Raw genomic sequence first — 26,010 nt, 5'->3', positions numbered from 1 at the left:
TGTCCTGGCCGGGGACCTGCGAGTTGGATGGGAGGATGCAACTCCCCCAAGGACTTGCCCGGTTCAACCGTCACGTCACCAACCCGATCCAGCGGATGTGGGCCGGTTGGCTCCCGTCCTTCGGGATCCTGGAGCACGTGGGGCGGCGCTCGGGCAAGCCGTACCGCACACCAGTGAACGTGTTTCGCACCGAGGTCGACGGCAAACCCGGGGTGGCGATCCTGCTGACGTATGGCCCCGACCGGGATTGGCTGAAGAACCTGACCGCGGCGGGCGGCGGGCGCCTACGCACCCGGGGCAAAACCGTGGGTGTCGCCGATCCGCGCGTGGTCTCCAAGGCCGAGGCGGCGGCGCACGTGTCCCGCGGCGTGCGACGGGTTTTCGCCAGGCTGCCGTTCGAGCAGGCGGTATTGCTCACCCTGACGTCCTGAACGCGCGGGTGATGCGGATCGCGGCGATCGTCGAGCGGGCGGTCGGCCTCGAGGGCGGTCGACGCGGCGGGCCCGCCAACGCGGTGGTCAACTTCTCCGGTCACACCGTCTCATTGGTCGCGGTGATCGCCGACGTGATCCGGGGCGGGCGGCCCGTGGCGGGCGTGGCGTTCAACTCGATCGGGCGGTTTGCGCAGAGCGGGATCCTGCGCGACCGGATGATCCCGCGGGTGCTGGCCGCCTCCCCCGATGGGCTGCTGGATGCGTCCGGGTTCCTCGATCCGGCCGCGGTCGTGGCGTGCGCGCTGGCCGACGAGAAACCCGGCGGTCATGGGGACCGGGCGGCCGCAGCGGGAGCGCTGGAACTGGCGTGCTGGGACCTCAACGCCAAGCTGCGCGACGAGCCCGCGTGCGTGACGATCGCCCGCCACGCCGGGCGGGATCCCGCGCCGGCGGTGCCGGTGTATGCCGCCGGCGGCTACTACTACGCCGAGGGCGGCGTCGAGAGGCTGCGCCGCGAAATGCGCGGGTACCTCGACCTCGGCTATGACGCGGTCAAGATGAAGATCGGCGGCGCCGCGCTGGGCGAGGACCTGACGCGGATCGAGGCCGTCGTCGACGCCGTCGGCGACGCGGGACGGGTCGCGGTCGACGCGAACGGCCGCTTCGACCGCGCACAGGCCACCCGCTGGGCGGACGCGCTGGCCCCCTACGGCCTGCGCTGGTACGAGGAGCCGGGTGATCCCCTCGATTACGCGCTGCACCGCGCGGTGACGGACCGCTACGACGGCGCGGTGGCCACCGGCGAAAACCTGTTCTCGGTGCCGGACGTCACAAACCTGGTTCGCTACGGAGGCATGCGGCCGAATCGTGATGTCTTCCAAATGGATCCGGGGCTGAGCTACGGGCTGGGCGAGTACATGCGGATGCTCGACGTCCTGGAGGCTCATGGTTTCGATCGCCGGTTCGCGTTTCCGCACGGCGGGCACCTGATCAACCTGCACGTCGCCGCCGGGCTCGGCCTGGGCGGGTGTGAGGCTTACCCGGGAGTGTTCGCGCCGTTCGGCGGCTATTCCGATGCCTGCGTGGTCTCGGGCGGCCGGATCGCGCCAACGGACGCAGCCGGGTTCGGCCTCGAGGAGAAGGCCGGACTGGCCGAACTGATCGCGGAGCTGACCGGAGGGTGCGGATGAAGATCGCGGTAATCGGTTGCGGGGCAATGGGGTCCATTTACGCCGCCCGGCTGGCGACCGCGGGTAACGACGTGCTGGCCATCGACCGCCACGAGCCCAGCATCGAACGGATCAGCCGCGACGGCCTGCGGGTCACCGGCCCGGGCTACGACCGGGTGGTGCCGCTGCGGGCCAGCACCACCGCGCCGGACGAGCCGATGGATCTGATCGTGCTGGCGGTCAAGGCGGCCGACGTGACAGTCGGTGCGCGCCAAGCCCTTCCGATGCTGGGGCCGGCCACACCGGTGCTGACCATCCAGAACGGTTTGGGATCGGCGGAGACGGTCGCCGGCATCGTCGGCGCCGAGCGCGTCGCCGTCGGCATCGCCAGCGGGTTCGGGGCGTCGCGGGTGGCCCCCGGCCATGTGCATCACAACGCCATGCGGGCGATGCGCTTCGGCGCCCACTCGTCGCTGCCGCATGCGACGGTCGAAACGATCGCGCGGGCCTGGACCGACGCCGGATTCGACGCCGCCGCGGTCACCGACATCGCCGCCATGCAGTGGGAGAAGCTCATCTGCAACGCCGCCTACAGCGCGCCGTGCGCGCTGACCGGCATGACCGTCGGCCAGGTGATGGACGATCCGGAGATGGCTCCGGTCAGCCGGGCCGCCGCCACCGAGGCGTGGACCGTCGCCCGCGCGTCCGGCATCGCGGTGGCCGTCACCGACCCCGTCGCCCACGTACGCGCCTTCGGCGCGCAGATGCCCGACGCCAAACCGTCGGCGCTGCTGGACCACGAGGCCCGCCGCGTCAGCGAGATCGACGTCATCAACGGCGCGGTGCCGCGCCAGGGCGCACGGGTCGGCGTCGCGGCGCCGGTGAACGCGACGCTGACCGCCTTGATCAAAGCGATCGAACGGCAGTGGGGCTGACCGGGCTCCGCTAGAACGGGCCAGGACGGGTATACGGCACCGGCACGCGCCGCGATGAGAGGAAGCCGCCGATGACCGACACCGTCACCGACTCGGGCCGCGAGCAGCGCCTGACCGAGCGCGTCGAACAGCTGTACGCCAACGACCCGCAGTTTCGGGCCGCCGCGCCGTCGCCGGAGGTGACCGAGGCCGCGCACCGCGCGGGACTGCGGCTGGCCGAGGTCGTCGACATCTACCTGAGCGGTTATGCCGATCGGCCCGCGCTCGGCCAGCGCGCCTGCGAGGTGGCGCGCGATCCGGCGACCGGGCGCGCGGCGACGTCCCTGCTGTCGGGGTTCGAGACCATCACCTACCGCGAGCTGGGTGACCGGGTCGCGGCGCTGGCCGCCGCGTGGCGCTCCGGCCTGCCCGGCGGGTTGCGCCCCGGCGACTTCGTCGGCGTCCTGGGCTTCACCAGCATCGACTACGTCGTGCACTACCTGGCGTGCATCCGGCTGGGCGCGGTGTTCGTGCCGCTGCAGACCAGTTCGACGGCGGCACAACTCGCCCCGATCGTCGCCGAGACGGCACCGCGCATCCTGGCCGTGAGCGTCGAGTCCCTCGCCACCGCGGTCGATGTCGTCCTCGAGGCACCGTCGGTCCAGCGCCTGGTGGTGTTCGATTACACCAGCGACGACGACGAACAGCGCGGCCGCTACGACGACGCCCGCGCGCGCCTGCGCGACGCCGGGCACGGCGCCGAGATGGTGGCGCTCGCCGCCGAGCTCGCGTCCGGTCGCGAGCGCCCGGCGCCGGAGGCCCACGTTCCGGGCCAGGGCGAAAACCCGCTGGCCACACTGATTTACACCTCCGGCAGCACCGGCACCCCCAAGGGGGCGATGTACACCGCCGACATGATGACCCGGATCTGGCAGCGCCCGCACAGCCCCTCGGTGGACATCGGCCGGGTGATCCCGGCCATCCACCTGCAGTACATGCCGCTGTCGCACGTGTACGGGCTGGAATGGCTGATCGCCACCCTGTCCTCCGGCGGCATCGGCTACTTCGCCGCCAAGAGCGACATGTCCACCCTGTTCGACGACATCGGCTTGGTCCGGCCCACCGCGTTGAACCTCGTCCCCCGGGTGTGCGACATGTTCTTTCGCCGCTACCGCAAGGAGCTCGACCAACGGGCCGGCGACGGCCTCACCGCCGAACAGCGCGACGAGGCGGTGAAAGCCGAACTGCGGCAAGACTTCATCGGCGGGCGGGTCATCTCGGCGATGTGCGGCAGCGCGCCGCTGTCCAAGCAGATGCACGCCTTCATGGAGTCGCTGCTCGACGTCACCGTGGCCGACGGCTACGGCGCGACCGAGACCGGCGGCGGCATCATGCGCAGCGGCCGGATCAGGCGCCCGCCCGTCACCGACTACAAACTCGTCGACGTCCCCGAGCTGGGCTACCTCACCACCGACAAGCCCTACCCGCGCGGCGAGCTACACCTGAAGGCCAGCAACGTGATTCCCGGATACTTCAAGCACCCGGAGCTGTCGGCGCAGATCTTCGACGACGAGGGGTTCTACAAGACCGGCGACATCATGGCCGAGCTGGGGCCCGACCACCTGATGTATCTGGACCGCAGCAACAACGTCATCAAACTCTCGCAGGGTGAATTCGTCGCCGTCTCCCAGCTGGAGGCCACCTTCTCCACCAGCCCCTACATCCGCCAGATCTTCCTGTACGGCAGCAGCGAGCAACCGTTCCTGCTCGCGGTGATCGTGCCGAACGTCGACGCCGTCGGCGGCGGCGACGCGCGCGCCCTGATCGCGGAGTCGCTGCAGCAGATCGCCGCCGACTCCTACCTGCACCCGTACGAGGTCCCGCGCGACTTCCTGCTGGAGCCGCAGCGTTTCACCCGGGACAACGGCCTGCTGTCCGGGGTGGGCAAGCTGCTGCGTCCGGCCCTCAAGGCGCGCTACGGCGAGCGCCTCGACGCCATGTACGACGAGATCGAGGCCAGCCACGGCAACCAGCTCGACGAGCTGCGCTCCGCGAGCCGCGAGCTGCCCACCATCGACACGGTGCGGCGGGCGGCGGCGGCAACCCTGGGCCTGCCGGCGGACGCCGCGCTGCGCGGCGACGCGAAGTTCATTGAGCTGGGCGGTGATTCGCTGTCGGCGTTCTCCTTCGCCACGCTCCTGTCGGAGATCTTCCACATCGACGTGCCCGTGCAGACCATCGTCAGCCCCACCGCGACCCTGGCCACCATCGCGAACTACGTTGACGGCGAACGGACTTCGGAATCGACGCGGCCGACGTTCGCCTCGGTGCACGGCCGGGGCGCCACCGTCGCCCGCGCCGCGGATCTGACGCTGGCCAAGTTCATCGACGACGACACGTTGGCCGCCGCGCCCCACCTGCCGGCGCCGACCGGCGCCGTCAACACCGTGCTGCTGACCGGGGCCAACGGCTACCTCGGGCGCTTTCTGTGCCTGGATTGGCTGGAGCGCCTGGCCCCCACGGGCGGCACGGTGATCTGCCTCGCCCGCGGGGCGGACCCGACCGCCGGGCGTCAGCGCATCGAGGCGGCCATCGACAGCGGCGACGCCGAATTGTCGCGGCGTTTCTGCCAATTGGCCGACAAACATCTTCAGGTGCTCGTCGGTGACGTGGGCGCCGCCAACCTCGGACTGGACACGCCCACCTACCAGCGCCTGGCGCGATCGGTGGACCTCGTCGTGCATTCGGCCGCCCTGGTCAACCACGTGCTGCCGTACAGCCAGCTGTTCGGCCCGAACGTGGTGGGCACGGCCGAGATCGTCAAGTTGGCGATCAGCGAGCGCCTCAAGCCGATCAACTACATCTCCACCGTGGCCGTGACGACGCTGCCGGATGGCAGCTTCATCGGCGAGGACGCCGACGTGCGCTCGGCCAGCCCCTCGCGCTCCCTCGACGAGTCGTATGCCAGCGGGTACGCGACCAGCAAATGGGCCGGCGAGGTGCTGCTGCGCGAGGCCCACGACCTGTGCGGCGTGCCGGTCGCGGTCTTCCGGTCCGACATGATCCTGGCGCACAGCGATTTCGCCGGTCAGCTCAACGTGCCGGACATGTTCACCCGGCTGATCTTGAGCCTGGTGGCGACCGGGATCGCGCCGCGATCCTTCTATCAACTCGACGCGTCCGGCAACCGGCAGCGCGCCCATTACGACGGGCTGCCAGCCGATTTCACCGCCGAGGCCATCACCACGCTGGGCGCGCGCACCCGGCAGGGTTACCACACCTACAACGTGCTCAACACCCATGACGACGGCGTGTCGTTGGATACGTTCGTGGACTGGCTCATCGCCGACGGGCACAAGATCGAACGGGTCGACGACTACGACGAGTGGCTGGCCAGATTCACCGCGGCGATGAAGTCGCTGCCGGACAACCAACGGAAGAGTTCCCTGCTGCCGCTGATGAGCGCCTACGCCAAGCCGGGCCAGCCGACGCACGGCACCGGCATGCCCGCCGAAAAGTTCCGCGCGGCAGTGCAATCCGCGGGGATCGGCGCCACCCGGGATGTCCCGCACGTCACGCAGGCGTTGATCGACAAATACGTCGCCGATCTGCAGCGGCTGGGATTGTTGCGCACCCGTGCCGGAGCGCACGCGGGATGAGGGACCGCGCGCCGGTGTGTGCTCAGTCGCCGGGAGCCACGCCGACGCGTCCGCGCCGCCGGGCAACGACGTAGAGCCCGATCACCACCGCCCAGGACAGCAGGCCGAGCCACAGCTGACTGCGCGCCCGCTGATCGAACGCCATCTGCACCAGCACCGCGGTGATCCCGGCCAGGGTGAGGATGGACAGCACCGGGAAGAACCACATCTTCACCGTCAGCTTGTCCGCAGGCGTGCGGCGGCGCAGGACGATCTGCGACAGCGCGATCAGCCAGTAGACGAACAGGATGACCGCGCCAGATGAGTTGAGCAGGAACAGGAATACCGTGTGGGGCGCGACCCGCGCCATGATGACGCACCCAAATCCGACGGCCGACGAACACAGGATCGCGAGATGGGGGACGCCGCGGCCGCTCAGCTTGACCAACCGCATCGGCGCCTCCCCCCGATCGGCGAGGACGAACAGCATGCGCGACGCCGTGTACAGCCCGGAGTTCAAACACGACAGCACCGCGGTGAGCACGACCGCGTTCATCACCTGATCCGCTCCGGGCAACCCCATGTGCTTGAGCGCGGCCACGTACGGCGAGCCGCCGAGTTGTCCCGAGTCCCACGGCAGGATCGCGACGAGCAGGAAGACCGAACCGACGAAGAAGATGCCGATGCGCACCACGACCGATCTGGTCGCCCTTTGGACCGCGAGCTCGGGGTCGCGGCTTTCGGCCGCGGCGACGGTGACGATCTCGGCGCCCACCATCGAGAAGATCACCACCACGATCGCGGCGAACACCGCGCCCACACCGTGGGGAAAGAACCCGCCGTGTGCGTGCAGGTTGGCCAGGCCCCCGGGATGCCCCGGCACCAGGCCCAGGACGTACACCGCGCCGACGGCGAGGAAGATCGCGATGGCCGCGACTTTGATTCCGGCGAACCAGAATTCGAACTCCCCAAACGACGTCACGGAGAAGAGGTTGGTCGCGGTCATCAACACCATCAAACCCAGCGACAGCGCCCAAAGGGGCGCGTGCAACCAGTAGGTGAGGACTTTACCGCCGGCGACCGCCTCGAAGCCCACCACGATCACCCAGAAGTACCAATACAGCCAGGCGACCGAAAACCCCGCCCAGCGGCCCAGGGCGCGGGCCGCGTAGTCGGCGAACGAACCCGTCGACGGGTTCGCGGCCGCCATCTCGCCCAGCATCCGCATGACCAGGACGACGAGCAGGCCGCACAGGGCGTAGGTGAGGAATGCGGCCGGCCCGGTGTCCTTGATCACCACGCCGGATCCGACGAACAGGCCGGCACCGATCACGCCGCCAAGGGCGATCATGCTCAGTTGGCGCTGCGACAGCCCTTGGCGCAGTTGCGAAGTGCCAGCCATGACCAGCCACCCCCTGCGCGCATCCGGTGTTGGTCATCAACCACAGCACATCAAGCGCCGCGACACCAGGTCCGCGCCCCTAAAGATACAAGTCGCGCTCGCGGATCAGCGCCGTGGCGACCACGCTAATGACCGCTGTCGCAACCAAATACCCGCAGGCCAGCCAGGGCGCACCGCCGAGGGCGGCGATCAGCGCGGTCAGGATCATCGGGGTGACCCCGGAGGCGTAGATTCCCGAGACCTGGTAGACGAACGACAGCCCGGTGTAGCGGGTGCTCGTGGGATACAGCGCGGAGTACAGCGTGCCCTGCGCCCCGTAGAACAGCGCGTGCACGACGCCGAAGACGATGATCATCGCCAGGCCGAACCACAGCAGCTTCTTGGTGCCGAACAGGGCGAAGGCGGGGAAGGCCGTCAGGCCGTAGCAGGCGATGCCCACCAGGTACACCCGTCGCGCACCGAAGCGCTCGGTCAATCGTCCCGAAATCGGCAGCAGCACAGCCATCAACAACGCGGCGATGGTCACGGCCACCAGGACCGACACCCGGTTCAGCCCCAACGCTCCCGTCGCGTAACTGATCGCGAACACGCCCCAGGTGTTGAAGGCCGAGCCTTCCGCCCAGCGCGACAGCAACCCGAGCAGCGTGTTGCGCCGCGAGCGGGGCTCGCGAACGATGTCCCGCAGCGGCACGGTGGACGCGGCCTGCAGGTCTTGCAGCTCCCGGAACGCGGGAGTCTCGTCGACCCGCAACCGCACCACGATGCCGATCACCACCAACAGCAGGCTCAGCAGGAACCCGATGCGCCAGCCGTACGCGAGGAATCGGTTCGGCCCCAACACAATCTGCAAGAACGCGAATATGCCCGTACCCATGGCCAGTCCGAGCGCCAGCCCGACTTGTGGGACGGCACCATAGCGGCCGCGCCGGTCGTCGGGGCTGTGTTCGACGGCCAACAGCACCGCGCCGCCCCACTCGCCGCCGAGCGCGAAACCCTGCAGCACGCGCAACACCAGCAGCAGTACCGGTGCCCACGCCCCGATCTGCGTAGCGGTCGGCAACAGCCCGATCAATGCCGTCGCGCCGCCCATGATGAGCATCGTCAAGGCCAGGCTGCGCTTGCGACCGATCCGGTCACCGATGTGACCGAACACCACGCCCCCGATGGGCCGCATGACGAACCCGACGGCGAAGGTGGCGAATGCCAATAGTGTCCCCACCAAGGAACTTTCATTCGGAAAGAACACCTTGTTGAAGACCAGTCCGGCCGCGGTGGCGTACAGGAAGAAGTCGTACCACTCGACCGTGGTCCCCAACAGGCTCGCCGCGACGACGATGCGCAACCGCCGACGCCGCTGGTCGGATCGCTCGGCGACCGGATACGCATCGGCCAGCCCGGCGGCGGGTGCCGATGCGGGCAACGTGGCGGCCATGGCCCTTAGTGCGCCGACGCGACCGCGAAGGGCGTCGCCGCGGCCGGATGCGACTGGCGGTTGGGGTGACGCCACAGGCCCATCCGCTCCAGAATCGGCAGCACGCCCTCGCCGAACCAGTAGGCCTCCTCCAGATGCGGATATCCCGACAAGATGAACTGGGTGATCCCCAAATTGGCGTATTCGGCCAGCCGTTCGGCGACCTCGGCGTGCGACCCGACCAGTGCGGTGCCCGCTCCCCCACGCACCAGGCCCACACCGGCCCACAGGTTCGGCGCGATCAGCAACTTGCTGCTGTCGCCGCCGTGCAGCTCCCGCATCCGGCGCTGGCCCTCGGATTCGCTGCGTGCCAGGCTGTCCTGAACCCGTGCGATGTCGGCGGGGTCGATGGCGGCCAGCAACCGGTCGGCCTCCGCCCATGCCTGCGCGGACGTGTCACGGCTGATCACGTGAATCCGCAAGCCGTACCGCAGGATTCGTCCGGCGTCAACGGCCAGCCCACGGACCCAGTCCAACTTCTTGGCGACCGCGGTCAGCGGCTCGCCCCAGGTGAGATACACGTCGGAGTGCTTGGCCGCCACCGGCCCCGCGGCCGCCGACGACCCGCCGAAGAACACCGCCGGTATCGGATCGGGCGGGTTGTTCAGTTGCGCGCCTTCGACCCGGATGTGCTCGCCGGAGAAGGTCACCGGCTCCCTCGAGGTCCACAGCTGCCGCACCACGTGCAAGAACTCGGCGGTGCGGGCGTAGCGCGCCTGCTTGTCCAGGAAGTCCCCGTAGGCGCGCTGCTCGTGCGGTTCGCCACCGGTGACGACGTTGAGCAGCAGGCGTCCGGCCGAGTGCCGCTGGAAGGTCCCGGCCATCTGGGCCGCCAGGGTGGGACTGAGCAGCCCGGGCCGAAAAGCCACCAGAAATTTCAGGGTCGCGGTCGATTCGACCAGCATCGCCGTCGTCAACCACGCGTCCTCACACCACAATCCGGTGGGGGTGAGAACCGCCTCGAACCCGTTGTCTTCGGCGGCCGTACAGATCTGGTGCAGGTACCGCAGCGTGGCGGGCCGGTCGCCGGACATCGGCGTGCCGTGCCCGCCCGCGACCAGATTCCGCGAATCGCCGTAGGTCGGCAGAAACCAATGAAACGCGAGACTCACGTCACAATCCTCTTTCGCCCCTGTGCACAGAAAGCTCCATCCTTCGCAATCCGCAGCCGTCGGGCGAGGGTTGAAACCTTCGAGATTGCATTCCCGGCGCGGGGGTCTGCCGCTGCGCCAGAAGGCAATACGATCGCAATGTTTCCGGTGGTGGCAAGACTCGTCGCCACCGCTACGATGTGAGCCGACGCCGCAACCCGTCGCGGAGGCCCCCTCCCGCCGGGCCGTCCGTGTCGCCCGTAAAGATCACCGCATCGTGACCGAAAGGTCACGCCAGATCACACAATGCTTCCAATACGGCGTGGCTCGGCGGGTAATCCCCGCTACGGGCGGCATCATTGCGATCATGCCTGACCTCACACGCCGGGCGGTGCTCCGGATGGGCGCCGGTGCCAGCCTCGGAGCCGCCGGCGTGTACGCGTTCAGCTCGCTGCTGGCCGCGGAGACGTCGCAGGCCGCGACGCTGCCGCAAGCTCCCGCCCCGTTCGAGCCGCCGACGGCGGGCAGCGCCCTGCCGAACAGGCTGACCGGGTCGTTCGTGTCGGCGGCCCGTGGGGGCATCAAGACCAACTACGTGATCGCCATGCCGCCCGGCCAGAGCAAGATGCTGCGTCCGGTGATCGCGCTGCACGGTGTGGACGGCGACGCCAACCAGATGATCGACATGGGCGTGCCCGACGGGCTGGCCCGGCTGGCCAAGGAGGGCAAGCCGCCGTTCGCGGTCGTCGGCGTCGACGGGGGCAACACCTACTGGCACAAAAGGACTTCCGGCGAGGACTCGGGCGCGATGGTGCTCGACGAGCTGCTGCCCATGCTGTCCACGATGGGTTTCGACACGTCCCGGGTCGGCTTCATGGGGTGGTCGATGGGCGGATACGGGGCGCTTCGTTTGGGCGCCAAGTTGGGCCCGTCCCGGACCGCCGGAATCTGCGCCATCAGCCCGGCCCTGTACACGTCGTACGCGACGAGCGCCCCGGGCGCGTTCGACAGCAACGAGGACTTCGTGCAGAACAGCGTGATGGGTGTGCCGGCGCTGAATTCCATTCCGCTGCGCGTGGATTGCGGCAACTTCGACCGCTTCTATTTCGCCACAAAGCAATTCGTCTACCAGTTGAAGACGCCGCCCGCGGGCAGCTTCTCGCTCGGCGGTCACGACGTCGCCTACTGGCGCAGCCAACTACCCGGCGAACTGGCCTGGATGGCGACCTGAGCCAACGATGACACTTCGGGAGGAATCAGTCGCCGGCAGCCCACACCGCGTGGAGCGGCGGACTTCCCGAAGGGGATTCCGGCCCGACATCGAGGGGCTGCGCGCCGTCGCGGTGATCGCCGTCGTGCTCTACCACGCCGGCATCCCCGGGGTCAGCGGCGGCTACATCGGGGTGGACGTCTTCTTCGTCATCTCCGGCTTCCTCATCACCGGGCTGCTCTTCCGGGAGGCGGCCGCCACGAATACCGTTGCGCTGGGCCGCTTTTACGGCGCGCGAGCCCGGCGGCTGCTGCCGGCCGCGGCCATCGTCGGCACCGTCACGGCCATCGCCGCCGCCGCGGTGCTGCCGCCGCTACAGGCCCGCAGCGTGTTCCTCGACGGCATCGCCAGCGCCCTGTACGTCGGTAACTATCGGTTCGCCCTGCGCGGCACCGACTACCTGACCACCGACGCGCCGTCGCCGTTCCAGCACTACTGGTCGCTGGGCGTCGAGGAGCAGTTCTACCTCGTGTGGCCGGTGCTGATCATCGCCACCGCGTGGTTGGTCCAGCGCGTCCCGCTCCTGCGCGGCGCCGCAAAGCGGGCGGCGCCGTACGCGGCGGTCCTCGCGGTGGTCGCCGTCGCGTCGTTGACGGCCGGCGCGCTGTGGACCCGGACGTCGCCGTCGTGGGCGTTCTTCTCGCTGCCGACCCGGGCCTGGGAACTGGCGGCCGGCGGCCTGGTGGCCCTGTCGCTCCAGCAGTGGCGGCGCCTGTCGCTGCTGACCGCGTCGATCGCCGGGTGGGGCGGCCTGGTGTTGATCCTGCTGACCTGCACCCAGCTGGGCGCCCACACCCCCTACCCCGGCGTCGAGGCGCTGCTGCCCGTGCTGGGCACCGCGCTGATCGTCGGCGGCGGAGCCGTCACCGGCGGGCTCGGGCCCGGCCGGCTGCTGTGCCGCCCGGCGATGCGCGCCATCGGCCGCATCTCCTACTCCTGGTACCTGTGGCACTGGCCGGTGCTGCTGTTGATGCCGGCGCTGCTCGGCGAGCCCGCCGGGCTGCCGGCCCGCCTGAGCGCGACGGCCGTGTCCGCCGGGCTGGCCGTCATCACCCTGCATCTGGTGGAAAACCCGGGCCGCTTCGCCGCGGCCCTGCGCCGCTCGGCGAAGGTCAGCCTGGCCGTGGCGGGCGGGGCCAGCGCCGCCACGGCGTGTGCATGCATGCTGCTGCTGAACGTGATCCCCGCGCCGGTGGGCCACGGCGTCGCGGCGCCCCGGGCCAACATCGTCGCGGCGCCCCCGGCCGGCGTCGCCGCCGTCAGCCCGCAGGAATCGGCGGTCCGTCAGGCCTTCGACCAGGCGCGCGTCGTGCTCGCAAGCGCGGCCGGTCTGCGCACCGTCCCGTCGAACCTCGACCCCCCGCTGGACAAGGCGCCGGCCGACAAGGCCGCCGTGTTCGTCAACGGCTGCGTGCGGTCCTGGCGCGACGTCGGCCAAAGCGAATGCGCGACCGGCGATACCGCCTCGCCGACCACCGTGGCCCTGATCGGCGACTCGCACGCCGCCATGTGGAACCCGGCGTTCGAGCAGCTCGCCGAGCAGCGGCACTGGCGGCTGGAGACCCTGGCCAAGGTGACATGCCCGCTGCAGGACCTGCACATCGTGAGCCCGTATCTGGGCCGCGAGTACACCGAATGCGAGCAGTGGCGCGCCGACATCATGGGCCGGATGAACGCCGAACACCCGCGCCTGGTCGTGCTGGACATGAGCCGGCGTTACGGCGGGGACTTCGGCTTCACCTCCTACGATCCGGCGTGGATCGACACCCTGGGACGCACCGTGGCGCAATTGCGCGCCACCGGCGCCACCGTCCTGGTGCTGGGGCCCGCCGCCGATCCGCACTCGCCCGCCCCGACCTGCCTGTCCGCCCACCTCGACGACGCAACCGCTTGTGCGCCAACGCGTTCCGCGGCCGTCAACGACGATGGGATCGCCGCCGAGCGCGCCGCGACCGTCGGCAACGGCGGGCATTACGCGGACCTGACCGACCTGTTCTGCGCCCCCGACCGCTGCCCGCTGATCGTCGGCAACACCCTGGTGTTCCGCGACGACAACCATGTGACGACGCAGTACGCGCGGCTGCTGGCGCCGGTGATGGGTGTGCTGGTGGACCGCGCCGTGGCGGACGGGTGAACGGCGATGAACTTCTCGCGGCGGACGAACGTCAGATCAGTGAAGGGTTTTTGGAGGGTTTAGCTCATGTCTCCACTGCTGCTGGTCTGCATCGCGGTCGCCGCACCCTTCGCCGGAGTCGGCCTGCTACACCTGCAAGATCGCCTGGAGCGGTGGGACTACGAGCGCCACGCGGAGGACTAGGCGGCCCGTCACGTCGAGAGCTGAGTACGGATCAGCGGCGCGATCTTGTCGGCCATGTACTGGTGCCCCGCGTCGTTCGGGTGCACGCCGTCGGGGCCGATCAGGTCGGGCCTGCCGACGAACCAGTGTTCGGCGATCGGGTCGATGAACGTCGCCCCGGCGGCCCCCGCCGCGCCGCCCAGGACGTCGCGAATCAGGAACATCGATGGCGGAACGTCGGCGGTCGGCCACGGCGGGCCGATCACCAGCAAGCGCGCGGCCGGCGCAAACCGGCGCGCCAGATCCAAAGCGGCGTGGGTCTTTTCGGTCAGCAGCAGGGGATCGATACCCTGGTCGTTGCGGGAGCCGAAGAACACCACCAGCGCGTCATCGGGGTGGACGGCCCTGGCGGTCAGGTCCTCGAAGGTGCTGCCGTGGTCACCGGGCGCGGCGTAACCGGCGCGGCCCTCGGCCGCCACATCGGCCGAAACCCGCGAGCCCCGCGCACCGAGCGCCTGCCACGCGCGCGACGGCCATGACCGCGCGCCGAGGCCGCCCTCATCGGTACCGGTGGTGTACGAATCCCCGATGACCGCCAGGTGATTGAGCCGGAAGTCCAGCGTCAGCGTCGCGTAAGTGCGCACCTGCGGTGGGTATGCGATGCCCACGCCCCCCAGAAAACTCAACCCAATGAGAAAGGTGGCCAGACGACTCACTCATACCTCCACTGTCAACGGCATGGTCGGGTGCCGCCGTGTTCTCATCGAATATTGCCCGTGACTCGCGGCCGGACGCAAAAGCAGCCATCACACCGCGCGGACCGAAATCGCTTCCAGCGGACGGTCGATCGGATGCGGCTTGCCGTTCGTGGACTCGCCGGGATCGCTCCTCGCGTTCACGGCCCGGACGTCGACCATCTTGCGCATCCAGCGGCGGGCGGGCTCTTCGACGGCGTGATACAACGCGATCGAAAGGACCACGGCAATCGCGAGCAGGCCGATGACGTTCCATTTCCACGGATTGTCCTGCGTTGCGAGCTCGAATTGTTCCACGGCCCAACCCCAGGACGTGTGCACCAGCTCGTGAACCATGTACAGGCAGAACGAGATCTGACCGCCGTACACCATCACCCGCGTCGACAACATCCTGGGCAGGCTCCCCAGGCCGACGGCCAGCGAGATCACCAGCGGAACGAACAACACGTCGACGACGCCGCCGCTGTCGTTTTCCACCACCCCGGATATCGGGTGTGCGCCAAACCAATACAGCACGCCCACCATCGCGGCCAACAGAAGCAGCGAGATGTACCCCGCGACGCGGCGGCCGCGGTCGGTCAGCCGCAGTCTGCGCACGGCGGCACAGGCCAGCGCCCCGGCGGTGAACTGTGTGACGATCCGCGGCAGCCAGCTCCACGGCGTGTAGAAGTGGCCGCTGGCCAGCAGCATCACCACCGGCGGCAACGACGCCGCGAATGCCAGCACCATGAGGCTGCGCGCCCGCGTCGCCTGCTTCATCCGCAACAACACCAACACCAGCAGGGCGAAAAGCACGTACGCCAGCCATTCGGCGCTGATCGACCAGGCCGGTCCGTCCCAGCTCGAGTCGTCGAAGAACGGCACAAACCACAACTGCACCAACAGGATCTGCCGCACGTAGCTGACCGCGGTGAGCGAGGCGGCGTCCGGCGACGGCACGTGGCCCACGTGCAGGGTGAAGATCACCCACAGGGCGGCGAGGTGCAATGTGACCAGGTACACCGGCCATACCCGGGCCAGCCGCAGCCACAGGAAGTGCAGGGTGGCGCGGGTCGACCAGGACCGGCCCATCCGGTCGAGGTAGTTGTACGTCAGCACGAAGCCGCTGAGGATGAAAAAGAGGTCGACGCCCTGGGCGCCACAGTTGAGGACGGGGGCCAGCGCGTCGCGGAAATCGGGCGACGCATCCCCGAGCATCGGCCGGAAGTGAAACAGCACCACCCAGAGCGCGGCGACGATACGGAGTCCCGTCAGGGCCTTGATTTCGCCCCGGATCTCTCCGCCCCGCACGCTGCTCTTCCCGTCTGGATCCTGCCGTTCCGTTCTCCTGCTATCGGCTGAGCGGGCGATCTCGCCATTTCGCAAGCCCCCCGACTAGCAACCGGCAGCCATGGCAGCCTAGCAGCGCGATCGCCGACATGCGGGGACGGTTGTGGTGTGGCACACGGCCTTCAGGGCCGCCCGGAATGCGCGACGCCGATTACGGAGGTTTGCTCGCCGCGAAATCGCATTTTGCTTCTTAGCAAAGCGTTAGGCGCGGCTACCGGTGTCCTTAGGCTTGCGGCCTAGCGTTTAAGGCAGCTTTGGTGAGCGGGGAGGCGCGCCCCAAGGCCACGCGCGAGCGACACGGAGAGTGAGGGGTCCTCATGACGATCGCAGGCACCGGGAGTCGCCACGACAACTGCGTCTTTGAGTGCGATGGCGCTCAGGTGCGGGCGCACTACCGCCACTTGGCGACAGTGGTGCATATCCGGGGCGAAATCGACGACGCCAATGTCGACCGCGTCAGTCGCCACATTCGGCGTTTCACGCTCGGGGAAAACCCTGTGGTGCTCGATGTCGCCGATGTCGGTCAATTTGCTGAGGCCGGTATTTCGCTCTTGTATGCGTTCGATGCCGATTGTCGGGCCGTCGGTGTGGATTGGACGCTGGTGGCCAGCTCGGCGGTCATCGCGGTGCTCGAAGACACCGGTCATGACGCCAATTTCCCGCTGATGCGCTCGGTTCAGGAGGCACTGCGCGACCGGGCCGACGCCATCAGGGTCCGCCGCACGATGGCGTTGCCGCTGGTCAGGAAGACGTCGTAGCGCCGGAGCGGGCACGCCGCAGCCTGGCCGCGCCGACGACCACCAGCACGCCGGCGCTCGTCAACAGCACGAGTGTCAGAAGCAACAGCTGCGGGTCATAGACCACCGACGTCGTAAAGGGCTGACCCTCCGCGATGGGTGCGACGGCCACCGTGTGATGCGAGCGCGTCCAGCTATATCCCGAGCCCGCCAGGGCGGCAACCGCCACGGCGAGCTCGACCAGCGCCCGGTAGCTGGCGATCATTGCGCGGGCCCGGCCTGATCGCCGGCGGGGTCGTCCGGATCGCCATCGATGACGTCGGTCCCGGTGGGCTCCACCCGCTCTTGGACCAGCGGGGTCAGGGCCGCGCGCAGCTGGCGATGACGGCGCGCCCACGCCTGGGCGGTGCGGCCGTTGGTGAGCTTGAGGCCGATGCCGATCCGTCCGCGCGGCACCCCGACCAACTCGCCGAGCGCCCGCGCCGACTGCCAGCGCGCCAGCTCCTTGCCGGAGGCTTCGTGGTTCTCGGGCTCGGGATAAACCCTGACGATTTCGCGGACCAAGATGGTCTCGGTGCCTTGGCGCAGGGCGTCTTCGGTCAGCTCGACCGAGACGTGGATCCGCGCCGCCTTCACCTGCAACCCCACGAACGCCGACACCAGGACGAAGAAGATCGCGGGGACCACGAGCGACACCTTGGCACCGCTCCAGATTTCGATCAGGACCATGGCCGCCGCCGAGGCCGGGCCGCACGCCACCCACCACCAGGTGGCGCCGGGTTCGTAGAACAACGGCTTCGGTTGGGTATCGCTTCTGGTCGTCTCTGACGTCAACGTAAGCCCCGTCTCACGAAAGCCACCCTGCCGCGTCCGCGGCCCAATAGGTGAGAACGATATCGGCTCCGGCCCGCCGGATGCTCGTCAATGATTCCAGGGCCGCCGCGCGCTCGTCGATCCAATTGTTCGCGGCCGCAGCGCAAATCATCGCGTACTCCCCCGACACCTGATAGGCGGCCACCGGCACCGGCGAAATCGAGGCCGCCGCGGACACCACGTCCAGATAACCCAATGCCGGCTTCACCATCACAATGTCGGCGCCCTCGTCCAGATCGAGCTGGATCTCGCGAAGAGCCTCGCGGGAATTGCCCGCCTCCTGCTGATAGGTGCGCCGGTCGCCGGAGAGGCTGGAACTGACAGCTTCGCGGAACGGACCGTAGAACGCCGATGCGAACTTGGCGGCGTAGGCGAGGATCGCCACGTCGGTATGGCCGGCCGCGTCCAGCCCGTCGCGAATCGCGCCCACCTGACCGTCCATCATCCCGCTCGGACCTACCACGTGCGCGCCCGATTCCGCTTGCGCCACAGCGAGTTTCACATATCGGGCTACGGTCGCGTCGTTGTCGACCCGACCGCGGTCGTCGAGGACGCCGCAGTGGCCGTGGTCGGTGAACTCGTCCAGGCAGGTGTCGGCCATCAGCACGGTGGCCTCGCCGAGGTCCTTGGCCAGGTCGCGCAGGGCGACGTTGAGGATGCCGTCGGGATCGGTGCCGGCCGACCCCACCGCGTCCTTGTCCTCATCACGCGGCACACCGAACAGCATCAGCCCGCCCACCCCGGCGGCGACGGCGCTGGCGGCGGCGGCGCGCAACGAATCGCGGGTGTGTTGGACCACCCCCGGCATCGAGGCGATCGGCCGGGGCTCGTCGATGCCGTCGGCGACGAACATCGGCAGCACCAAATGCCTTGGCTCCAGCGACGTTTGCGCGACCAAACGGCGCAACGCCGGGGTTGAGCGGAGCCGACGCGGACGCTGCCGCGGGTAGGCGCTACCGCTCATCGTGGCGACCCGCTGCGCCCGGCTCCGCCGCGCTGGCGATCGCCACTAGCGCCTGCGGCTCTTTTTGCGCGGCGGTGGCAGCGCGCCCTCGGCGCGCAACCGCGCGGCGTGTTCGGCCAAAGCGTCGACCAGCGGACCAACCGCGGCGGTCTCGGGCTGGACATCGACCCGCAGACCGAACTCGGCGGCGGTCTCGGCGGTCTTGGGGCCGATGCAGGCGATGATCGTCCGCGCGTGCGGCTTGCCGGCGATACCGACCAGGTTGCGCACCGTCGAGCTGGACGTGAAGCACACCGCGTCGAACCCGCCGGTCTTGATCATCTCCCGCGTCTCCGCCGGCGGCGGCGCGGCCCGCACCGTCCGGTAGGCGGTGACATCCTCGATCTCCCAACCACGTTCGCGCAGGCCCTCGGCCAGCGTCTCGGTGGCGATGTCGGCCCGCGGCAGCAAGACCCGGTTTACCGGATCGAAAACGCTGTCGTAGGGCGGGAAGTCGTCGAGCAGACCCAGCGAGGACTGCTCACCGGCCGGCACCAGCTCGGGGCTGATCCCGAACGCCCGGACCCGGTCGGCGGTCGACTCGCCCACGCAGGCGATCTTCACCCCGGAGAACGCGCGCGCGTCCAGCCCGAACTCGCCGAACTTCTCCCACACCGCACGCACCGCGTTGGTGGAGGTGAACACCACCCACTGGAAGCGGCCGTCGACCAATCCCTTGACGGCCCGTTCCATCTGCGCGGGGCTGCGTGGCGGCTCGACGGCGATGGTCGGCACCTCGATCGGCAGCGCGCCGTAGGACGTCAGCCGCTCGCTCATTTCGCCGGCCTGGTCCTTGGTGCGGGGCACCAGCACGGTCCAGCCGTACAGGGCGCGGCTCTCCCACCAGTTCAGCTTCGCCCGGCTCGACACCGTCTTGCCGATGGTCACCACCAGCGGACCCGTCAGGGGGCCCGCCGGGTCGGTGCCGCCCAGCACGGCCGAGTCGGTCAGGCCGTGCAGCGTCGTCTCGATGGAACGCTGCTGGCAGGTGGTGCCCTGCGCGGTCACCACGCACGGCGTGTTCTCGGCGAGCTCGTGTTCGATCAGGGTGCGCGCCGCGTCGGCCAGATGCGACGACGTGGCCTGCAGGATCAGCGGTCCCGGCGCCGCGGCCAACGCCTCCCAGTCCACGTCGCCGCGCACGTCGGCCACCGTGTGCGAGGAGCCCAGCGGCAACCCCGCGTACGTCGGGACGGCGTTGGTGGGCGCCAGCCCCGGCACGATCTCGATGTGCAGGTGGCTCCGCGCGATGGCGTTGACCTCGGTGATGACGGCGTCGACCGTCAGCGGGTCACCGGCCACCAGGCGGACCACGTCGACGCCCGTCCGCGCCTCGTGGGTCAGGGTCTTGGCCACCTCGGCGGGGTCACCCAGCGCCGGGCGGATGTCGGGGCCACCGGAGATCACCGCGGGCTGCGTCTGGCCCTGGTCGGCGCCCTCGCCGCTGGAGGCGGCCGGGTCGGCCGGGGCCGGGCCGGAAACCGGCGGCAGGTCTTTGCCGATCAGCGCCAGCACCGGCTCGGGCACGTCAGGGTCGGTGAACACCAGAGCGGCGTTCGTCAGCACCGTCGCGGCCCGGGTCGTCAACAGTCCCGGGTCACCGGGGCCGGAGCCCACGTACGTGATGCGGCCGGGTGTCGGCTTACGCCCTCGCGTCGTCATTGTCGCTCCCACGTAACTCGCACTTAATTTCCTCGCGTCGGGTCTTGCCGCGCTCCGCGCATCAGCTCCCGGGCGCCAAGTTCGAACAGCTCCGCGGCAACCGAAAGCCCAAGCTCTCGTGCTCGACCGGGAGTGCCGATGCCGGACGCGCGGATCACGTCGGACCCGTCCAGCGCCGCCACGCAGCCACGCAGCGACAGCTCTTCAAAGATCCGGCCTTCCTCATCGATGGACTCGACCACTTCAGCGATCGCGCCCACCGGTGCGGAGCAGCCGGCCTCCAGTTCGGCCAACAGAGTTCGCTCCGCGGTGACCGACGCGCGCGTGTCCGCGTCGTCCAGCTCCGCCAGCACCGCCGCCAACCGGGTGTCACCGGCACGGCATTCGACGGCGAGCGCGCCCTGAGCCGGTGCTGGCAACATCTGCACCGGCTCTAGCGTCTCGGTGACGTCATCGAGGCGACCGAGTCGGGCCAGGCCCGCCCGGGCCACCACGATCGCGTCAAGATCACCACTGCTTACCCTGTTCAACCTGGTATCTAGGTTGCCTCGTAGGGGGCGGATTTCCAAACCGAGACCCAATGCTCTAAGCTGCGCGGCCCGCCGCGGCGAGGAGGTACCCACCAGCGAACCCGGTGGCAACTCCCCCAGCACCAGTCCGTCCCGGGCTACCACCGCGTCACGCGGGTCGTTGCGCACGGGTATGGCGGCCACAGCAAACCTCGGGTCGTCGGCCGTCGGCAGGTCCTTGTGGGAGTGCACCGCGGCGTCCACGCGGCCCTCTTCCATGGCCTCGCGCAGCGCGGTGGTGAAGACACCCACCCCCAAGGATTCGATGGGTCCCGACGACCGGTCCCCGGCCGTGGTGATGGTCACCAGCTCCGCCGGGTGACCCAGCGCGATGAGGGCGTCTCTGACGACGCCGGCCTGGGTGGTGGCCAGCAGGCTGCCCCGCGTGCCTATCCGGATCACGTTCGCCAATCGGCTACTCGGCAGGTTGCTGCGGGGTGCCCGCGTCGAAACCGTTTGCTATGACTGGCAATTCGCCCGCGGCCACGGCGTCGACGGCGGTCTGGTCGAGTTCGAAAAGCTCGCGCAACGCCTCGGCGTAGCTGTCGCCGCCGGGGGCGCTGGCGAGCTGCTTGATGCGCACAGTAGGGGCGTGCAGCAGCTTGTCCACTACCCGCCGCACGGTGCGGGCGACCTCTTCGCGCTGCGCGCTGGCGAGCCCGGGGAGCCGGTTGTCCAGGCGCAGCAGCTCGGCTTCGACCACATCGGCGGCGCGCTGGCGCAGCGCCGTCACCGTCGGGGTGACCTCGGCCATCCGCTGGCCGGCCAGGTAGGCGGCAACTTCGGTGGCCACGATGGTGCGGGCCGCGTCGACGTCGGCGGCCGCGGCGTGGGCCGAGGGCTCGTGCTGCACGCGGTCCACGTCGACGACCCACACGCCGGGCAGGCCGGCCACCGCCGGGTCCACGTCGCGCGGCATGCCCAGGTCGCAGATCACCAAGGGGTCGGTGGTCTCATCGACGATCGAGCGGTTCGCGGCCGCGAGCGCGTGGTGCACGTCGGCCAGCGAGACCACCGGGCTCACCGCCCCGGTGCAGCTCACCACCACGTCGGCACCCGCCAGGACGTCGGTCAGCTGCTCCAATGGCAGCGCGTCGGCCCGCACACCGGTTTCGCGGATCTTGCGGACCAGGCGCTGCGCCCGGGACAGCGACCGGTTGAGCACGTGAACCTGGGCGATGCCGGCGCGAGACAGATGCGCCGCGGCCAGGGCGCCCATCGCCCCGGCGCCGACCAGCACGGCGGTCCGGCCCGACAGCCCGCCCAGCCGGCGTTCGGCCATGTTCAGGGCAACCGACACCACGGAGGCGCCGGCAGCGTCGATGGCGGTCTCGGAATGCACCCGCTTGCCGACCGAGAGCGCGCGTTGGGCCAGCTCGTGCAGGACGCGGCCGACGGTGCGATTGGTCTCGGCGGTGGCGTACGCGCGGCGCACCTGACCGAGCACCTGCTGCTCTCCGATCACCGCCGAATCCAGGCCGCTGGCTACCGCGAACAGATGCTCGACGGCGGCCTCGCTGTACCGGACGTAGGCGTATTTGGTGAGGTCGGTCATCGACATCCCGGAATGCTCCGAGAGCACCTGTCCGATCACCGCGAGCCCGCCGTGGAACGCATCCACCACCGCGTAGACCTCGACCCGGTTGCATGTCGACAGCACCATCGCCTCGGTCACCAGCGGCGACTGCAGCACCCGGTCGACGATCTTGCCTTGATCGGACTCGTCGATGCTGAGTTGTTCCAGGACGGAAACCGGCGCACTGCGGTGCGAAACCCCGAAGAGCAAGACGCTCACGGCAGCATCACCTGGCCAGCTCCCTTGCATCCTCCAGTAACTGAACTGCTGTCCACGGTAAACGTTTATCAGCTGGGCTACCAAATAATTGCCCCGCGGCCACCCGGCCGCCTCGTCAGCGGGCGAGATCCGCGCGCAGCCGGGGCTCGTCGAGCTCCCAGTAGCTGTGTTCGCGCCCGTCGAGCAGGACCACCGGCAGCCGGTCACCGAACTCGGCGCGCAGCGCGGGGTCGCCGTCCGCGGCCGCGGCGTCGACGTCGGTCGTCGACAGATCGAAGCCCAGCTCACCGGCCAAAACGACCAGCCGGGCGTGGATGCGCTCGCAGATGGTGCACCCGTCGCGGGTCAACAACTCCACCTGCGGGCGGCCGGTCGCTCGGGTCATGGGAATCAGTGTGTCATCAGCGACTTGTGGGGGCGTCTACCAGGAGTTATGTTCCGGCTATGGCCGACAACACGGTGCGGGTCGATCCGGTGGTGATGCAGGGCGCCGCCGTCTCGCTGAGCGGTGCGGCCGAGCATCTTTCGGCCCAGCTGTCCCAGCTCGACGATCAGGTGGGTCAGATGCTGGGTGGTTGGCAGGGGGCGGCCGGGGGTGCCTATGCCTCGGCATGGGAGCTGTGGCACAAGGGCGCCCGGGAGGTCGAGCTCGGGTTGTCGATCCTGGCGCATCTGGTCGGCGAGGCCGGCGGGGCGTATCACAGCAACGAGGCCGCGTCCGCCCAGGCCGAGCGGGCGGTGCGCGATGGCTGAGGCGTTTCGGGTTGATCCGCAGGCGTTGGCCGACGCGGTGCAGCGGATGGCGGCGTTTCAGCGCTACGCCGAAGACATGATTGCCGAAATCGATTCTCGCGTAACGCGTTTGCATGGGACGTGGACAGGTGAGGCCGCGGCGGCCCACGCCGAGGCGCATCAGCACTGGGTGCGCGGTGAGGCGATGATGCGCGAGGCGCTGGGGCAACTGGAGAAGGTGGCCACGACAGCGCACGGCAACTACACCGGCGCGATGTCGACGAATCTCGGTATGTGGTCGTGAATACATGGCGCCGCTGGCGTGTGACCCGACTGCCCTAGATCGCGCTGGCGCCACGGTACTGTCCACCGGCGAGTCGCTGGGATCGGTGATTTCGGCCCTGACCACGGCGCTCGCGGGCAGCGCGGGCATGGCCGGTGACGATCCCGTCGGTGCGGCGCTGGGCCGCACGTACAACGGCGCAGCGGCAAAGGTCATCGAGGCGATGACCAGTACCCGCAATGGACTCTGCAGCATCGGCGACGGCGTGCGGATGTCGGCACACAACTATGCGCATGCCGAGGCGATGTCGGATGTGACGGGCCGCGCCGAAGGCTTGCCGACGCCGCCAGTGACCGCGCCATTGACCGCGCCGTCGCATCCGCCGTCGGCGGTGGGCGCCGGTAGCGGTGCCCCGGCGGGCTGGAGCTGGGTTGCGCCGTATATCGGAATGATCTGGCCCACTGGCGATTCGGCGAAGTTGCGTGCCGCCGCGGCGGCGTGGACGACGGCGGGCGTCAACTTCATGACGACCGAGATCGCGGCCGGCGGCGGGAGCATGGCCGCCATTGCCGCGCAGCAGATTCCCGAGGCCGCGGCCATCAACAAAGCGTTGGCCGATGCGTCGGGAGCCACGGCCAGCGTTGCGCAGCAATGCCAAACGATTGCCGCGCAACTCAACAGCTACGCGGCCCAGATCGACAAGGTCCACGCGGCGATCCTGGATTTGTTGTCCCGCATCTGCGACCCGATGACCGGGATCAAAGAAGTGTGGGACCTCCTGACCGATGAAGACGAAGACGAGATCAAAAGGATCGCCGACGACATCAAAACGGTGGTCGACAGCTTTTCCCGGGAAGCCGAAAGGCTGGGCGGCCAGATCGAGGCCACCATGTCGGCGGCGGCCACCGCGGCAGAAGATATGGCCCACTGGGCGGGTAAGGAGTGGGACCACTTCGTCGCCTTGAACAAGGCAACCCTCCACCGAGTGGGCAAGATCCTTGGTGGGGTGGGCAAAGAGGGCTGGGGAGTTCTGAAAGGCCTGTACAGCATCAGCCAGGTCCGCGCCGTGCTCGATCCGATCGGTTATGGCAAAGAGCTCGCTGGCATGGCCCAAGGCGCTGCGCCGCTCGTGGGATTGGGACCCGACGGTGGCCCCGGCTGGCAAGAGTCATGGATGGCGCTTGGCAAAGAAGTCACCCACTGGGACGAGTGGAGTAAAGACCCGCTTGACGCACTCGGACGAACAGCTTTTGATGTGCTGACGTTACCCATCCCCGGCGGGCCGCTTTCCAAACTCGGAAAGGTGAGTCGCGCCGCCGCCGATGCGCTGAAAGACGTCAAAAAGCCCGGACTTCCCAAAACCCCGGCCGTTAAGCCTCCGGCAGAATCACCCCCGGCGGCTCCGAAGCCGCCAGGATCGGGCCAACCGGCGCCAGGTCCCGCTGATGGTCCACTGCCGCACAGTCCTACCGAATCCAAGCCGCCAATCGGCGGGACACCTCACAGCGGCGAGCCGAAACCAATTGCGATCCCACCAGAATCGGGCGGCAAGCCACCGGTATCGGCCCCCGCAGAAGGCACACCACCACCCCACCCGCCGCCGCACGAGCCTGCCCCCACGCGGGTCCCACCTGCGGAGCCGGCAGCGGTCGCGCCCGCCGCTTCGGCGCCCGCTGCTTCGATGCCGGCGGCCTCGGCTCCTTCGATGCCGTCGATGCCGGAGCCGCCGTCGCTTCCCTCTGTCCCGGCGGGCGGCCTCCCCGCCGAAGCGCCTCCCGGCCTCGGCGAGGTGCCACATAGCGGAGAACCTCCTGCCCATCCGCCCGGGCCGCCTCATCCCAGTGACGGCGGCCCCCACCCACCCGGGGATGGTGGCGGACCACATCCGCCCGGCGATGGCGGTGGCCCGCATCCGCCGGGCGATGGCGGTGGCCCGCGTCCCCCTGGCGATGGCAACGAACCGCCGGGGTCCCATCAGCCGCACGACCACACACCGCTGTCGGACGACGGGTCCGACGCGGACCTTCCCGGACACACGGACCCGTCAGACTTGCCGCCCTGGCGGCAAGCGCAATTAGCGCTCGCGCAGTCGCCCGAGCAGCTCATGCAAGATCTCATAGATCACGGATGCCCTCCGGATATCGCCAAATCCGCTTTGCATAGCCCATATTCGGGAATGACGGCGCAGGATATCTTGGACAGATTTTGGGACCCCAAAGAAGGCACATGGGACTGGCCAAAAGTTAACGGCTTCGCGGACGGGAAATGGGAAACAGCACGGAGCATCTCTCCAAATGTTTGGCTAGATAGGATCGGAGAGGTGAGCGCCAAGAGTGGGGATTTTATGGGGAACGTCGGCGACCCATATTCCCACCGTGGACTGGCCCCCGGAACATCTGGCGACTACCATGCTTTTCAAGGTACAGGAAAGCAATTGCCGCAGGGTTGGGAAGTTAGATTCGGAAAGGTCGGTGAAGCGTTTGGTTGGCCCGGCGGAGGAACTCAGTGGGTAGTATTTGACACCGTCGAGAAAAAGACAGTGCTGATTGAGACTTTGCTTAGACGCGGTTATCTGCGCCGGTCTTAG

General features: G+C 69.0%; 22 protein-coding genes. 10 read left to right on the top strand and 12 right to left on the bottom strand.

The window, feature by feature from the left end:
- Positions 1 to 35 precede the first annotated feature (35 nt).
- The 4 genes from QGN31_RS03120 to car all read left to right on the top strand — a co-directional run bounded on the left by QGN31_RS03120 (position 36) and on the right by car (position 6,176).
- Complete coding sequence (locus tag QGN31_RS03120; protein WP_008261103.1) at positions 36 to 431, top strand: nitroreductase family deazaflavin-dependent oxidoreductase; 396 nt, start codon at positions 36 to 38, stop codon at positions 429 to 431.
- 11 nt (positions 432 to 442) lie between these two features.
- Positions 443 to 1,624: an enolase C-terminal domain-like protein gene (locus QGN31_RS03115; RefSeq protein WP_043955396.1), complete on the top strand. Its 1,182-nt coding sequence runs from the start codon at positions 443 to 445 to the stop codon at positions 1,622 to 1,624.
- Positions 1,621 to 2,538 (top strand): ketopantoate reductase family protein, encoded by a 918-nt coding sequence (locus QGN31_RS03110; protein ID WP_014942968.1) that lies wholly within the window; start codon positions 1,621 to 1,623, stop codon positions 2,536 to 2,538. The genes QGN31_RS03115 and QGN31_RS03110 overlap by 4 nt, the downstream gene beginning before the upstream one ends.
- 71 nt (positions 2,539 to 2,609) lie before the next feature.
- Positions 2,610 to 6,176: a carboxylic acid reductase gene (gene car, locus QGN31_RS03105; RefSeq protein WP_014942969.1), complete on the top strand. Its 3,567-nt coding sequence runs from the start codon at positions 2,610 to 2,612 to the stop codon at positions 6,174 to 6,176.
- A 22-nt stretch (positions 6,177 to 6,198) separates the two neighbouring features.
- Here car and QGN31_RS03100 read toward each other — a convergent pair whose 3' ends face one another.
- From QGN31_RS03100 to QGN31_RS03090, 3 genes are all read right to left on the bottom strand, one after another.
- Complete coding sequence (locus QGN31_RS03100; protein ID WP_014942970.1) at positions 6,199 to 7,557, bottom strand: amino acid permease; 1,359 nt, start codon at positions 7,555 to 7,557, stop codon at positions 6,199 to 6,201.
- A gap of 79 nt (positions 7,558 to 7,636) precedes the next feature.
- Positions 7,637 to 8,989 (bottom strand): MFS transporter, encoded by a 1,353-nt coding sequence (locus QGN31_RS03095; protein WP_014385860.1) that lies wholly within the window; start codon positions 8,987 to 8,989, stop codon positions 7,637 to 7,639.
- Positions 8,990 to 8,994: 5 nt separating this feature from the next.
- The gene (locus QGN31_RS03090) at positions 8,995 to 10,140 is read right to left on the bottom strand and encodes an LLM class flavin-dependent oxidoreductase (protein ID WP_014942971.1); all 1,146 of its coding nucleotides are present in this window, start codon (positions 10,138 to 10,140) and stop codon (positions 8,995 to 8,997) included.
- A 346-nt stretch (positions 10,141 to 10,486) separates the two neighbouring features.
- Here QGN31_RS03090 and QGN31_RS03085 point away from each other — a divergent pair, with 346 nt between their 5' ends.
- A complete protein-coding gene (locus QGN31_RS03085) occupies positions 10,487 to 11,350 on the top strand; it encodes an alpha/beta hydrolase (RefSeq protein ID WP_179300164.1) in 864 nt (287 codons plus the stop codon).
- Between the two features lie 49 nt (positions 11,351 to 11,399).
- Positions 11,400 to 13,523: an acyltransferase family protein gene (locus QGN31_RS03080; protein WP_014942973.1), complete on the top strand. Its 2,124-nt coding sequence runs from the start codon at positions 11,400 to 11,402 to the stop codon at positions 13,521 to 13,523.
- Between the two features lie 191 nt (positions 13,524 to 13,714).
- Here the strand turns inward: QGN31_RS03080 and QGN31_RS03075 are convergent, their stop codons facing one another.
- On the bottom strand, positions 13,715 to 14,401 hold the full coding sequence (locus QGN31_RS03075; RefSeq protein ID WP_026071180.1) for an Rv0518 family GDSL lipase: 687 nt from the start codon (positions 14,399 to 14,401) through the stop codon (positions 13,715 to 13,717).
- Positions 14,402 to 14,491: 90 nt separating this feature from the next.
- Positions 14,492 to 15,730 (bottom strand): acyltransferase family protein, encoded by a 1,239-nt coding sequence (locus QGN31_RS03070; protein ID WP_014381214.1) that lies wholly within the window; start codon positions 15,728 to 15,730, stop codon positions 14,492 to 14,494.
- 356 nt (positions 15,731 to 16,086) lie between these two features.
- Between QGN31_RS03070 and QGN31_RS03065 the strand changes: the two genes are divergently transcribed.
- Positions 16,087 to 16,527 carry an STAS domain-containing protein gene (locus tag QGN31_RS03065; RefSeq protein WP_043955401.1) on the top strand — a complete coding sequence of 147 codons (441 nt, stop codon included), beginning with the start codon at positions 16,087 to 16,089 and terminating at the stop codon, positions 16,525 to 16,527.
- On the opposite strand, the gene QGN31_RS03060 is transcribed toward QGN31_RS03065, so the two are convergent.
- The 7 genes from QGN31_RS03060 to QGN31_RS03030 all read right to left on the bottom strand — a co-directional run bounded on the left by QGN31_RS03060 (position 16,511) and on the right by QGN31_RS03030 (position 22,793).
- A complete protein-coding gene (locus QGN31_RS03060) occupies positions 16,511 to 16,771 on the bottom strand; it encodes a hypothetical protein (protein WP_008261140.1) in 261 nt (86 codons plus the stop codon). The genes QGN31_RS03065 and QGN31_RS03060 overlap by 17 nt on opposite strands.
- Entirely contained in the window at positions 16,768 to 17,298 is a 531-nt protein-coding gene (locus tag QGN31_RS03055; protein WP_008261142.1) for a DUF3093 family protein, read from the bottom strand. Before QGN31_RS03055 ends, QGN31_RS03060 begins: the two co-directional genes overlap by 4 nt.
- Before the next feature lie 55 nt (positions 17,299 to 17,353).
- Positions 17,354 to 18,343 (bottom strand): porphobilinogen synthase, encoded by a 990-nt coding sequence (gene hemB / locus QGN31_RS03050; protein ID WP_083863023.1) that lies wholly within the window; start codon positions 18,341 to 18,343, stop codon positions 17,354 to 17,356.
- Positions 18,344 to 18,388: 45 nt separating this feature from the next.
- Positions 18,389 to 20,044, bottom strand: coding sequence for a uroporphyrinogen-III synthase (locus QGN31_RS03045; RefSeq protein ID WP_014381218.1), 1,656 nt, complete (start codon positions 20,042 to 20,044; stop codon positions 18,389 to 18,391).
- Positions 20,045 to 20,067: 23 nt separating this feature from the next.
- Positions 20,068 to 21,015 carry a hydroxymethylbilane synthase gene (gene hemC / locus QGN31_RS03040; protein ID WP_008261156.1) on the bottom strand — a complete coding sequence of 316 codons (948 nt, stop codon included), beginning with the start codon at positions 21,013 to 21,015 and terminating at the stop codon, positions 20,068 to 20,070.
- Positions 21,016 to 21,028: 13 nt separating this feature from the next.
- Complete coding sequence (locus tag QGN31_RS03035; protein WP_008261158.1) at positions 21,029 to 22,408, bottom strand: glutamyl-tRNA reductase; 1,380 nt, start codon at positions 22,406 to 22,408, stop codon at positions 21,029 to 21,031.
- 115 nt (positions 22,409 to 22,523) lie between these two features.
- Complete coding sequence (locus tag QGN31_RS03030) at positions 22,524 to 22,793, bottom strand: glutaredoxin family protein (protein WP_014712432.1); 270 nt, start codon at positions 22,791 to 22,793, stop codon at positions 22,524 to 22,526.
- Between the two features lie 59 nt (positions 22,794 to 22,852).
- On the opposite strand from QGN31_RS03030, the gene QGN31_RS03025 reads away from it, so the two are divergent.
- The 3 genes from QGN31_RS03025 to QGN31_RS03015 are packed head-to-tail and all read left to right on the top strand — an operon-like array spanning position 22,853 to position 26,010.
- Complete coding sequence (locus tag QGN31_RS03025) at positions 22,853 to 23,161, top strand: WXG100 family type VII secretion target (RefSeq protein WP_014942976.1); 309 nt, start codon at positions 22,853 to 22,855, stop codon at positions 23,159 to 23,161.
- Positions 23,154 to 23,444, top strand: a complete 291-nt coding sequence (locus QGN31_RS03020) for a WXG100 family type VII secretion target (RefSeq protein WP_014942977.1) — start codon at positions 23,154 to 23,156, stop codon at positions 23,442 to 23,444. Before QGN31_RS03025 ends, QGN31_RS03020 begins: the two co-directional genes overlap by 8 nt.
- Before the next feature lie 4 nt (positions 23,445 to 23,448).
- Entirely contained in the window at positions 23,449 to 26,010 is a 2,562-nt protein-coding gene (locus QGN31_RS03015; protein WP_014942978.1) for a TNT domain-containing protein, read from the top strand.

The organism is Mycobacterium sp. 2-64 (assembly GCF_035918375.1).
Lineage (GTDB): Bacteria > Actinomycetota > Actinomycetes > Mycobacteriales > Mycobacteriaceae > Mycobacterium > Mycobacterium intracellulare.
Note: the sequence above shows the minus strand (reverse complement) of the source record. Positions and strands in the feature narration are given on the sequence as shown.